We start from the raw sequence: 12,206 nt of genomic DNA, 5'->3' as shown, positions 1-12,206 counted from the left end.
TATCTCACTCTTTCTCTGTTAAAATAATCCCTCCACAAATCAGTCCTAAAAAAGTAGAAGATAATGCAGAATACAACACGTGCCCCGCAAAAAAGCTATAAAAAAAGACAACGATCAACCCCAAGCTATACACCGAACGCTTGGTAGATTGAAATGCCAAGTAGAGAAAATAAGCGCTCATGAGTATCAATAAACTGGTCCCTAAAAAACCTTGTCCAAAAAGCGTATCGAAGAAATCCATTTCAATTAAACCTAGGCGACCAAAGTTCGCTAAGCGATATTCGAATCCTTGTCCAAAGATCATCGTAAAATGTCGCCATTCATCATTCAAAAAAGCAGACATACCCCCAATCAAAAAATCACTCCGTGAACTTGAAATCAAACGGATCAAATCACCATCGAATAAATGATAAAAATAGACTAGACGTACATACGTCCCTTCAACTGCTTCGATCATCAAAGGAAAACCTTGTACGACCAACCAAAAGATCGAAAAAAAGCTAAGTAACCAGATAAATAGCTGTTGCATCAATGCTTGTCGCTCAATCCCTTTGATCAACCGCCACAACAGATAAAGCAACGTAGTTAGGCCATAAAAAATCCCCGTCTTGGTCCCGACAAGTACTAAACAAACGAAATTCCCAACAAATAGGCTACCTAGAAAAAGAGAACGCCTATGATTTTGTTCTTTTATTGATTCGATCAACGCTTGAACAGTAAAAGTAATCGACACAATAAATGCAAAACTCGTATCATTATTCGCAAAGAAATATCCTTTATATCCAGCATCAGAGTTGTCATACGTTTGATAGCCTAGCCCTAAAAAGTAAGGAATCAGTAATCCTAGTGTAAACAGGACGCTGATAATAATGAATAATTGATCGTAATGAACTTTGGAAATCAGTTCCTTACGTTGATATACAAAATAAGGAATCAATACCCATAAAAGGTATTTGATATATACAGATAAATCCGCAATCAACCATGACCAGGAATACTGCAAGAAAGCAGACTGTAGTAAGAAAAGCGCAAGTGTGGTCGCGATGAAGCCATAGGTCAAATACGTATAATAGCTACGTGTAATACGACCAAAAACGATCATTCCAATCAGAAACAAAAAAAAGAGTAGGCGATAAACGACACCGATCGGAAAGCGAACGCCGATGCTTAGGAACAAGCCATTCAACACATCGATGACTGGAAAGATAGCTACGATACCCATAAAAAAAGTGATCGTTCTCTGTTTATTTGTATTCATACGTTCTTTCGCTTCTCTCGCCAAACTGATTTTAAAAAGCGGATGTTCCCTCTGATGTAACGATCAAACATCCTTACTGGTTCTTGGATAAATCGGTAAAACCACTCTAGTCCAGACTCTTGCATCCATCTTGGTGCGCGTTTTGTCTTACCTGCTACAATATCGAAGCTTCCGCCAACGCCCATTGAAAAGGGGACTTGTAGTACCTCTTTGAACGTTTCAATCCATATTTCCTTTTGAGGACTTGAAAAAGCAATGAATAGCAGATCTGGTTTTGCTTCCGCGATTTCTCTGGCAATCTGATGGGATTCTTCATTTGAAAAATAACCATGATGATAACCTGCAATGGCAAGATCAGGATATTTTTTCTGATCATGAGCAACAACGGATGCAACAACTTCTTCCGTTGCCCCCAGATAGTATGGTCGCCAGCCTTTTTCAGCAGCTAACTTCACCAACTCACGAAAAAGATCGATTCCGGTCACTCTTTCAGGTACATCATAGCCCAAATAACGGGCTGCCCACACAATCGATTGCCCATCCGCCGTGATCAGTGTTGCTTGATTCACAATACGTCGTAGCGTAGGATCTTCTTTCATCAAATTTATTTTACCTGCGTTTATTGAAACGTGTTGTGCATGGATTCCTTGTTCGATCATTTGCTCGATTGCAGTGATGGTCTCAACTAAAGTAAGCGGATCTAACTTGCTTCCAAGAATCTCGATTCGTCGCTGCCTATTCATTAAAAAGCTCCTTTAGGAAGCAACACTGTTCCAATCGTCTTCATAAAAATTTTAAAATCCAGCCAAGGAGTAAGATTATCGATATAATACAGATCCAATGTGACCATTTCACGGAAGCTTAATTCATTACGGCCACTTACTTGCCATAGTCCTGTGCATCCAGGCGTAATAGTGAGTCTTTTTTTATCCGTAGCAGAATACTCCGCCACTTCTCTTTCCAATGGAGGACGAGGCCCGATCAACGCCATTTCTCCTCTTAAAACATTTACTAACTGTGGAAATTCATCCAAGCTCGACTTACGAAGAAAACGCCCGATCTTTGTGATACGTGGGTCATTTTTTAGTTTGAACATCGGACCTTCGATTTCATTTTTATCTAAAAAATCATTCAGCTGCTTATCCGCTCCGGGATACATCGTTCGGAATTTATACATTAAAAAGGTTTGTTCATTTTTGCCTACGCGCACTTGTTTGAAGAGGATCGGTGCTTGCCAGTCACAACATTTTATACTGATACAAATAAGGAACAACAATGGGCTAAGCAACACTAGAAGAAACAAGCTTATCAAAAATTCGATCATACCTTTCCAATAGATATAGCGATTTACTGTAACATGTAATTTTTCATTGTCAATCGTTGGTCTATCCATTTTTCCTTCTCCTTAGTAATAATAATTCTTTGCGTTATCTGTGCCATTCAATACAACCCCCAGTATCTTGGCATCCACCATCCTTAACTTTTTCACTGAATTTTTTGCAGCCTGCTTGTTTGTCTTATCTGCATGAACAACGACGATCACACCATCTACTTTCTTAGAAAGAATCAACGCGTCGGAAACGATATTGATTGGTGGTGTATCGATGATCACTACTTCGTACTCTTGTTTGAGATGATCTAGAGTAGCAGTCAACTTGGAGGATGAGAGCAAATCATTCGGATTAGGTATAATAGGACCGCTTGTAATGATTGAAAATTCAAAATTTTCCAAATTTACTTGTTGGATACAGCTATCAAGGGATACATCTCTGCGGATATAATTCGACAGTCCCACGTGCGCATCTTTCGAAAAATGTTTATGCTGTGTGGGCTTTCGCAGATCCGCATCGATCAACAAAGTACGATTGCCTTTTTGCGCATAGGCTACTGCTAAATTAGCGGACACAGTGGATTTTCCTGTACCACTTTCACCCGAAGTCACTAAAATCGTTCTCACTTCATGCTGGGTACGTAAATAATCGATATTTTCTCTAATCAATTTGTACTGCTCTCTGGCAATCGAATAAATTTCTTTCATACTTCGCATCACACACGCGCCCTCCGTCTCGTATTTCTTGGGGAATCCGGCTTAAACGTGGGAACTCGTTTTTCTTTACTCACTTCGCCAAGGATTGGTAGATTCAAGACTTCTTCAATTTCTGTCGACGAAGCGAAACTTCTTTCAAATGCAAGCAAGATAAAAACAAAAGTCAATGCCAGTAACAAGCTTAGAAAAATGGTCAAAACAAACAGAAGCAAACGATGTGGACGAGCTGGTCTTTCGTTTGGTAAAACCTCGTCTTCTGCTAAAATCGTCACATTATCGATATTCATAATACTTGGAATCTCCTCACTAAAAATCTTCGCCGTCGTATTTGCTATCCTTGCAGCGACTTTCGGACTTTTATGAAAAGCATTGATTTCAATAATTTGTGAGTTTGTTGCATTGGAGACACTCAAACGTTCGCTTAATTCTAAAATGCTATAGTCCTCGTTCAACGCTTTACTTACCCCATTTAAAATTCTGGGACTCATGATGATCGCACTGTACGTATTGACAAGTTGCAGATCTGCTTGGATCATCTGTGTTTCTAACCGTTGTCCAGATGAATGATCCGATTGGCTGATCAACAACTGTGCGCTTTTTTGATAGATTGGCTCAGCAAACAAGTGGAGATAGACAAACATGCTTAGTAAGGGAAGACTAATGATCATAAAGATCCAGCCTTTTTTTTGCTGAATGACTTGCTTTAGTTTCTTGATATTTATCTCTTTTCTCATCATTTTTCCCTTTCAATATCATAAAATTTGACGAAACAAATTACTTTTCTACTGATAGATTTCCAAGAGAATAGGCCTTTTCGAAACTCGCTTTATTCGTCAAAATATTTTTTGTATCAAAAACAACCTTTTGCTTCATTTTCTTTATACTTGCTTCCGGAATTTCTTTGAGCACATCATGGTCACAGAGAATCACTGCTAGATCACTGCCTGAAAGAGCTTCCTCTAACTGAGAGACGTCCGCTGTTGGAACATATGGATCGAACGTCACTACTTGATAATTGGGAGACTGTTTTAATCTTGCAACAATCTCGATTGCCGGACTTTCTCTTGCGTCATCAATGTTTCCTTTATAAGCAAGACCTAAGATAGCGATTTTAGAGCCTTGATACTGAAGAAGGATTTCTTCTATTTTTTTAATAATAAACCTAGGCATATTGGTGTTGATCTGGCGTCCTAACTGGATCATTTTTGCTTCTTCTGGTGCCGAGGCAACAACAAAATAAGGATCAACAGCCAAACAATGTCCTCCGACACCCGGTCCCGGTTGATGGATGTTCACGCGTGGGTGTTGATTGGCTAATTCAATGACTTGTAGAGCATCAATATTTAAGCGATCCCCTATTTGTACTAATTCATTGGCTAAAGCAATATTCAAATCACGGTACGTATTTTCCATCAGTTTTGACAACTCCGCGATTCCCGTGGAAGTTGCTAACATCTCTCCTTGTACAAATGTCTGATAGACTTTCTTTCCTTGTTCGATACATGCGGCAGTCATTCCGCCAATGATCCGATTATTCCTAATCAATTCTTCAAAAATCCTGCCTGGTAGTACACGTTCAGGACAATGAAGCAAGTAAAGATCTTGCCCAATAACATACCCCTCCGCTTCAAAAAATGGAGCGACTACATCTTCCATCGTGCGTGGTTGGATCGTTGATTCGACGATGACTGTATTGCCTTTTTCTACATAGGGTAAAATCGCGTGCATTGCGGCTTTCACATAAGTCAGATCACAGCTACCGTGCTCATCCGCTTTATTTGGTGTAGGAACGGCAATAATAAAGACATCCGCTTTTTCTGGTACTGATTGTGCCTTGAATTTCTGCTGTTCTAATGCCTTTCCTAGATAAGTCTCAATCTCTGGTTCTTCAATAGGTGCTTGCCCTAGTTGTAAGGATCGGATCACTGCTTCAGAAATATCTACTCCAATAACCTCTACCCCATGGTAAGCAAAGGTGATGGCTGTAGGGAGGCCAATATAGCCTAAACCAATAACGTTTATCTTCATTTGCTGTTAACTTCCCATTCTGCTAGTTGTTCCTCACCGGTATGATAGATCAGCTTTCTTGCCTCTTGTCCTTCTTCTAGTTCAAACGAAACATTGCCAGTGAGGGTTTCACCAACCGTAATCTCGTCGCCAAACATTGCCATTGTATGATCCAACTCGATCTGGTCGCCTGTATCTGTTTCTAAAAGAAAATCGATCGAACCTAATCCTGTAGGGACCGAACCCATATTTTCGCCAGTGATCGTAAAGGTGTGCAAAACACGTTCGCCATCTTCTGTTTTTTTCTGGTTGATTTCTTGCTTATCGATACTGATTTTCAACCCACCAATAATTGATTGAGGTTGTTGCGCTAATTGTTCCGCTGATTCACTAGTCGCTGTAGCATCTGTCTTCGTATTCCCTTCATTCGAACAGCCTGCAACAAACAATAGCATCATGAATAAACTAAGTAGCTTGACTTTCATTTCATCTCTCTCTTTCTATACATAAAGGGACCCTTGCATGGATCGAAACACAAGGTCCCCTTCATTCTTTCAAGAATCGAATATTATTCTGTGATCGTTACATTTGCTTCCGTAATGATTTCTGTACTTTGATTTCGGAAACGATGGACCCCGTAAATCGTCATTTTGCTTTCTTTGGTGATACTGTTTGCCTGAGTCGCATTCAAGTAAGCAGTAAATTTACCATCAGCAAATGCACTGACCCAAAGAGTTAGGCCATCGATATCCAGACGCCCAAAATTGATGTCTTCCCCTGTATAAGTTCCTGTTACGACACGACTTCCCAATCTGTAGTCATCAGGAGTGATGGTCCCAGTAAATTCTCGATTGATCGCCACCACACTACGGTCTAATTCAGATTCAACTGGACGGCCATTGATGATTGTCCGTTGATAACCAACCAACTCTACTTTTTCAGCATCACGTATCATATGGCGAACCGTTTGATTAACAAAGTACGTGAAGGTGTTTGTAGATGTATTGAAGGTACCTCCCCATGAAACGGACTGTCCGTCGATAATCAAATTAGCCAGATTGATATCCCCAGTAAATGACCCAGTAATTAGATTTTCTGTTACTTTGAAAGGTTCTGGTGAAATCGTTCCTTCTCCTCTGACCACCTCGACTGGTTGACGCACAAGACGATGATCGATCGTTTGTCCATTTGCCGTCTCTCTGTGGAACGTTTGGATCTCCACTGTTGACGCGTCTCTAACTTGCTCTCTAAAGCGAGTGTGAACAAAAAATTCGAACGTGCCAGTATCTTTGTTGAACGTTCCTCCCCAGTTCCCTACAGATTGTCCATCGATCAAGAGCTTAGCAAAGTTGATATCCCCAGTAAAAGTCCCAGTGATCGTAGTTTCCGTAGGACGATATCTATTTGGTGTAAGAGTCCCTTTCAATTGCTCGATTACGGGTACTTCTTTCACACCCAATACTTGAATCGCTTCACTGCTGCCGCTGATTTGACGATTCAACGCTTGGATCTCTACTTTATCCTCTGCTTTGATGCTAAGATTCCCTACATAGAAAGAGAATGTTCCATCCGGATTGAACGTTCCTCCCCAAGCATTCGTCGCTGTACCATTGATGACAAGACGAGCAAGATTCACATCCCCAGTAAACCGTCCAGTAATCGCTACTTCTCCTACACGATATGGTTCAGGAGTGATCGTTCCAGCCAGATCCTTTTCTAATTCAACTGTCTGGCGATCCAGTACGCGTCCATTTTGATCCAACGCTTCGATTTCTACTACATCGTCTCTGGATTGAATTCGATTGCCGACAAAAAATTCAAATTTTCCTTGATCAAATGAGCCTCCACGAATCGATGAACCATTGATGTAAACACGCGCAGAAACTGCATATCCTGTGTAAACACCTGTTAAGAATGGAGATCCAGCGGAAATATTGTATTTATCTGGCGTGATCGTTCCTGTCCTCTGTGATGGATCAGTAACAACCACCGTGGAAGCAATATTCGACGTAAGGTCATCGATACTTGCTTGAGCCAAAATAATTGTTCCTTTAGGTTGTGGATCTTTCTCTACTTCAAAATTCCCCTCGTGATCGACTGTCCCTCGCTTCGTTGCATAGCCATCGATTTCGATTTCAATTTCAGCATTTGGTTCTGCTGTACCACTTACACTTGTTGAAGCCGTTGTTACTTCATTCAGTACAGTGGGTGCAATTGTTGCCCTGACCACCAGCGTTTCGGCGATATTTGAAGAAACACCATTTAAGGTTGCTTGTGCTGTGATGATTGTTCCTGCTTGCTGCTTATCGATCGTCAACGCATAAATCCCGTCACTACCTACACGTCCAGTAGCTAAAGTGTACTCTCCCGCTTTGATCACGATCTCTGCATTTGGTTCTGCTGTACCCGTAACGCTTGTTGAGTCTGTATTCACGTCAGAGATCGTTGTTTCTGCAAGTGTAGCTTTTTCACTCTCTTCCACGATCGTTTCTGCAACCGAAGTAAGACCATTGATCGTTGCTGTCACGCTGACTTTAGTGCCAACCGCTAACGTGACATTGTCAGGTATCGTCACCTGGTATGTGCCATCACTTGCTACTCGACCAGTCAACGTCGCTTGCCCATCGATAGTGACAGTTAAAACAGCATTTGGTTCTGCTTGCCCAGTGATCTGAGTAGAATTTGTAGTTACTTCATCAATCGTCGTTTGCTGGATCGTTGCCCCAGCCACAAAGTTTCCAGTCACGATCTTCCCAATTCTTCCACTATTGAATGTCGCATTGAACCTCGCATCATTTGATTGAATATGAGAAGTCACTTGTTTAATGAGGTAGCTGTTCAATGAAAATGAGCCTTGGTTGAATTCCTGATAATTAAAGGTAGGATCACCAGAAAAGTTCGCTCCTCTTGCCCAAGTTTGTATTCCTCTAGAAGAATGGATAGCGTAATTCGTTGTACCTGGATAAGAGCCGATCGCCGTTCCATTTCTATGATTGTTTTGGATGCGCACATTTGAACCCTCTTGGAAAGTGCTCGGTTGCCCCACATTCACGGTCGAAAAAGTACTTCTGCCAACCACGTCCAACGTTCCGCCAGACGAAACATGCAATGTGCCTCTTAGTCCTAATGCCTCTTGTGTTTTTTGTGTATTTGGCGCACTAGTGATTTTAAAAGTTGCGCCCGAAGCAATATCTACCCTCGAACTACTTCCTTCAATCTTCACTGCTTTCACTGTGTTTACCGTGCTACTTTGTGTAACATCGAGCAAGCTATTTGCACCTAAATGGATTTGTCCACCACTAGAAAGATAGATGGCACGTGCCGTTCCATTGTTATTTACTCGGACAGATGCGCCACTATCGATATTCACTCGGCTGTTTGAATCTGCCCATACAAGTGAACCTGCATTGATTTGGTTGTCGCCTAAAAAATTAACCGAGGAATTCGGTTCATCTAAATAGACTAATCGCCCCGTTGCGTGACTATTCTCGTGTGTCACATTCGTGAATGAAACGCTCGACGTTCGATTTTGATAGATCGTATTCGTCGCGCGAGAAACGATTCGTACGTTGCTAAAACTTAACCCTTGATTCACGGTATTTCCATACAAACGAACATTGTTTGCAAAGGTCAAGGTATGACCATTTCCTTCAATCGTTTTCGTCGTTCCAGTCCATGTCACACTACTAGACATAGTGATAGAATTCACTAGATTGATTTGAGTAACATTTGCATTTGCTAACGCCGTCCTTAATTGAGCATTAGTAGATACTTGGACTGCATTTCTTGCTAAATGAGCTTCAGCTGCTTCCGGTTCTTCAGACTCTGTATCATTTTCCATTGGGTGATCAACAGAAGATTCTGGCTCGCTTTCTTGAATCTCTTCTGGCGCCTCTTCCTCGTCTTCTATAGGTTCGACGATATCTCCATCTCCTTGTGACTCTTCACTTTCTAAAGTAGGTTGATCCTCTATCTCGCTCTCTGGTTGTTCCGTTTCCCCTGCATCAATGATTTCAGCAGATTGTAAATCAGACAATAAATCATCCAAGCGAAGCAATTCTGCCACTTCTGGTGAAACAGGTTCATTTTCTTCTGTGGCTAATGCAGTGACTGGCATCATCGACAATGTCAACTGACTCACCAACAACAAGCCGGTTACTTTTTTACTCACTTTTTTATTCATAGTTAACTCCTTTTTTCTTTATGTGAAGCAAAGCGATTGTTGAGACACATCCTTTCTTGTCTAAATAAAAAAATATTCTGCATATCCATCGATCAGTGAAATCATTTAGCTACTTTTAATGTGCGCCACGTTTCAACTCAAAAGACAAAAAGAATATCCATTATTTATTGCTTAGAATAAGGATAATTTAACATGTTTGATTCTGAATGGTTAAATCAACTTTTGCACTCCAGTATGTAAAACGTGTCTTTTGTCAATAAATTTTAGAAAAAATTATAATTAAACATTTTAAATATAAAGTTATAATAGCCCGTACCACTGCGGAATAAGCCAGGTAAGGGATTCCCCTCGCTTATACTTTTTCTTGTTATTAAAACATGGCTCTTAGTACACCCATTCTTACTAAAAAAAGTTGCCAAGAAAACAAGGTACTGTCATCTGTTGGTGTAACATTCAACAAAATAAAAAAAGCTGAGCGTCAACGTTGGACGAAACAACGGTTGATTCTCAGCTTTATTTGATTTCCTTTATGGTTAGTTCTGCTCATGTCCACTTGTTACTTGAAAGCGAACAAGCGAACTAAAATGATTGGCGCTTTTCTTGATGATTTCCACTCGAGATTGGTCGTGCCTAGGCTACTCTTCATTCACTTTCATGCCAAGTAAATCGATTCATACTTCATTCATTGTATTCTTCTTATATGACTTATTTTCCTTTGACCAAGAGAGGTACTCCTTTATTGTCTCTTAGTTTCCATAACACATAACAAAAAATCAGTGACCATCGCTATGGATGATCACTGATTTTTTTAGTACCTAATCAAGCCAATGAACCTTCTCTTGCTAGTTCTGCGGCTTTTTCTTGTTCTTCGGTCAATAATTTATTGTCATAAAACTTGATGAATGGCAACCAGATGATAAAGCCGAGGATGGCACATAATACGGCTAAAACAGCGGCTTTCCAGTCACCTCCACTACCAACAAATGCGCCGATCCCCACTGGTGAAGGCCACGGCATTTGGGCTAACATCGGTCGAACGATTTCTAGTTTGATGGCAAAGTATGCTAATGATGCGGATGCCATTGGTGCTAAGAAGAACGGTACTGCCAAGTAAGGATTATAAACGATTGGCATCCCGAAAATGATCGGTTCATTGATATTAAAAATACCTGGTACTAATGAAGCTTTTCCTAATACTTTTAACTGATCGGATTTTGCCATGAATGCAATAAAGATAATCAATCCTAGTGTCGCTCCAGAACCACCAACTGTTACATAAGAGTTATTAAATTCGCCGGCTAAAGGATAATTTGCACCTTGAGCATTTGCTGCCATGTTCGCTAAGACGATTGGTGTCAAGAAAGAAGTGATGATGTTCGCCCCATGAATCCCTACGATCCATAACGCGTGGATCAAGAAATAAATGATCATGATCCCTATCCACGTATTCGTCAATTCTGTTACGAAGCCAAAAGGAATCGCGATCATTTTGAAAATATCTGTTCCTAACGCAACTAATGTGCCGTTGACAAGCATCACCACAAAGGCAATCACAAACGTCGGGATCAATGCGGTAAAGGAACGTGAAACCCCAGGTGGTACAACATCTGGCATCTTGATGACCCAGTTACGTTTTACACACATACAATACAACTCAACTGCAATGTAAGACATGATGATTGCGGTAAAAATACCTGACGTACCTAGACGTTCGACAAATGCGCCCATACGTACACCACTAACGACGGTTTCTGCATCGGTCATACTAGAGATCAAGCTGATTTTTCCATCTGAAATGATCAACTCTGGAATACACATGAAGAAAGCAAAAACAGATAATAGCGCGCCAGTTAATGGATTGACGTTCAGTGCTTGTTCATCTCTTTCGATCGACGTTAATTCATAAGCAAATACAATAGCAAAATAAACAGATAATATCCCCATCGTCATTGTGTTGACGATCATATACAAGTCGCTGACTTTAAAGAAAGTTGCATTGAAAAATCCTTCTAAAAACGGAAATGGTAACGGTAAAATATTCAAAACTAAAAACATCGAGCCTACGATCGTAAAGGGAATCGACGCCATCCCAGCAGCCATTACTGCGCGTACGATCTTGAATTGTGCCACTTTCCCCATCGGTCCCATCAAATATTTCTGTAGAAAATCAAACATCTATTTACTCCCCTTTCCAAAATGTACTACACGTTCATACTCTTTGATTCGTTGATAGTGACGATCCGTATTTGCATGGATTTTATTCAAGCGTCGCTGACAAAACAGACAGATCAGTAGCCCACTAGCAATCACAAACAGAATCAATGCTTGGCCATTTGAACCATTCGCCATAAAAGGAAACAACTGAGAATAACCTGGTGAAAATACTGCTAATAGGAGAAATACATTGGTTACCGCTTGCAAGCGGAAATAATTTCGAGTAACCGTTGCATTATTTTTATGTGTACGATAGAGTGCCACTTGTTCTGCGACGACTGGTAAAAGAAAGAATAATAGCCCTAATGGCACCCAAAACATCTTGCTATTCGCAAGGAGTAAGGAAACCAGCCAATAAAGATTGGTAAAAAAGAAACCAGCCGTTAAGTAGCGAATGATCAGATAGCGATTAAAATACAAGACTTTCAAACTAAATGCTTTTTTCTCTAATTCTCGTTGTTTTTTCTCAGCTTCACTCATTTTTTCACCCCCTGTTC

Annotated in this window: 10 protein-coding genes; all 10 read right to left on the bottom strand. The window is 40.6% G+C overall.

Annotation, left to right across the window (positions count from 1 at the left end; genetic code table 11):
* Positions 1-4 precede the first annotated feature (4 nt).
* The 10 genes from CUS89_RS05920 to CUS89_RS05875 all read right to left on the bottom strand — a co-directional run bounded on the left by CUS89_RS05920 (position 5) and on the right by CUS89_RS05875 (position 12,189).
* Positions 5-1,258 (bottom strand): O-antigen ligase family protein, encoded by a 1,254-nt coding sequence (locus CUS89_RS05920; protein WP_104871422.1) that lies wholly within the window; start codon positions 1,256-1,258, stop codon positions 5-7.
* Positions 1,255-2,001: a WecB/TagA/CpsF family glycosyltransferase gene (locus CUS89_RS05915; RefSeq protein WP_104871421.1), complete on the bottom strand. Its 747-nt coding sequence runs from the start codon at positions 1,999-2,001 to the stop codon at positions 1,255-1,257. The genes CUS89_RS05920 and CUS89_RS05915 overlap by 4 nt, the downstream gene beginning before the upstream one ends.
* Complete coding sequence (locus tag CUS89_RS05910) at positions 2,001-2,651, bottom strand: sugar transferase (protein WP_104871420.1); 651 nt, start codon at positions 2,649-2,651, stop codon at positions 2,001-2,003. Before CUS89_RS05910 ends, CUS89_RS05915 begins: the two co-directional genes overlap by 1 nt.
* Positions 2,652-2,663: 12 nt before the next feature.
* On the bottom strand, positions 2,664-3,305 hold the full coding sequence (locus CUS89_RS05905) for a CpsD/CapB family tyrosine-protein kinase (protein WP_104871419.1): 642 nt from the start codon (positions 3,303-3,305) through the stop codon (positions 2,664-2,666).
* Positions 3,305-4,039: a YveK family protein gene (locus CUS89_RS05900; protein WP_104871418.1), complete on the bottom strand. Its 735-nt coding sequence runs from the start codon at positions 4,037-4,039 to the stop codon at positions 3,305-3,307. The genes CUS89_RS05905 and CUS89_RS05900 overlap by 1 nt, the downstream gene beginning before the upstream one ends.
* Positions 4,040-4,079: 40 nt before the next feature.
* Positions 4,080-5,333 carry a nucleotide sugar dehydrogenase gene (locus CUS89_RS05895; RefSeq protein ID WP_104871417.1) on the bottom strand — a complete coding sequence of 418 codons (1,254 nt, stop codon included), beginning with the start codon at positions 5,331-5,333 and terminating at the stop codon, positions 4,080-4,082.
* A complete protein-coding gene (locus CUS89_RS05890) occupies positions 5,330-5,797 on the bottom strand; it encodes a DUF4352 domain-containing protein (protein ID WP_104871416.1) in 468 nt (155 codons plus the stop codon). Before CUS89_RS05890 ends, CUS89_RS05895 begins: the two co-directional genes overlap by 4 nt.
* Positions 5,798-5,880: 83 nt before the next feature.
* Positions 5,881-9,495 carry an immunoglobulin-like domain-containing protein gene (locus tag CUS89_RS05885; RefSeq protein WP_104871415.1) on the bottom strand — a complete coding sequence of 1,205 codons (3,615 nt, stop codon included), beginning with the start codon at positions 9,493-9,495 and terminating at the stop codon, positions 5,881-5,883.
* 819 nt (positions 9,496-10,314) lie between these two features.
* The gene (celB, locus tag CUS89_RS05880; RefSeq protein ID WP_104871414.1) at positions 10,315-11,670 is read right to left on the bottom strand and encodes a PTS cellobiose transporter subunit IIC; all 1,356 of its coding nucleotides are present in this window, start codon (positions 11,668-11,670) and stop codon (positions 10,315-10,317) included.
* Positions 11,671-12,189, bottom strand: a complete 519-nt coding sequence (locus CUS89_RS05875; protein ID WP_104871413.1) for a hypothetical protein — start codon at positions 12,187-12,189, stop codon at positions 11,671-11,673.
* Positions 12,190-12,206 lie beyond the last annotated feature (17 nt).

The organism is Enterococcus mundtii (assembly GCF_002947535.1).
Lineage (GTDB): Bacteria > Bacillota > Bacilli > Lactobacillales > Enterococcaceae > Enterococcus_B > Enterococcus_B mundtii_B.
Note: the sequence above shows the minus strand (reverse complement) of the source record. Positions and strands in the feature narration are given on the sequence as shown.

Bases quoted from the DNA above. Each gene is read 5' to 3' on its own strand.
- celB (WP_104871414.1), bottom strand. From the start codon at position 11,670: ATGTTTGATTTTCTACAGAAATATTTGATGGGACCGATGGGGAAAGTG.
- CUS89_RS05915 (WP_104871421.1), bottom strand. From the start codon at position 2,001: ATGAATAGGCAGCGACGAATCGAGATTCTTGGAAGCAAGTTAGATCCG.
- CUS89_RS05895 (WP_104871417.1), bottom strand. From the start codon at position 5,333: ATGAAGATAAACGTTATTGGTTTAGGCTATATTGGCCTCCCTACAGCC.
- CUS89_RS05920 (WP_104871422.1), bottom strand. From the start codon at position 1,258: ATGAATACAAATAAACAGAGAACGATCACTTTTTTTATGGGTATCGTA.
- CUS89_RS05900 (WP_104871418.1), bottom strand. From the start codon at position 4,039: ATGAGAAAAGAGATAAATATCAAGAAACTAAAGCAAGTCATTCAGCAA.
- CUS89_RS05890 (WP_104871416.1), bottom strand. From the start codon at position 5,797: ATGAAAGTCAAGCTACTTAGTTTATTCATGATGCTATTGTTTGTTGCA.
- CUS89_RS05875 (WP_104871413.1), bottom strand. From the start codon at position 12,189: ATGAGTGAAGCTGAGAAAAAACAACGAGAATTAGAGAAAAAAGCATTT.
- CUS89_RS05885 (WP_104871415.1), bottom strand. From the start codon at position 9,495: ATGAATAAAAAAGTGAGTAAAAAAGTAACCGGCTTGTTGTTGGTGAGT.
- CUS89_RS05905 (WP_104871419.1), bottom strand. From the start codon at position 3,305: ATGCGAAGTATGAAAGAAATTTATTCGATTGCCAGAGAGCAGTACAAA.
- CUS89_RS05910 (WP_104871420.1), bottom strand. From the start codon at position 2,651: ATGGATAGACCAACGATTGACAATGAAAAATTACATGTTACAGTAAAT.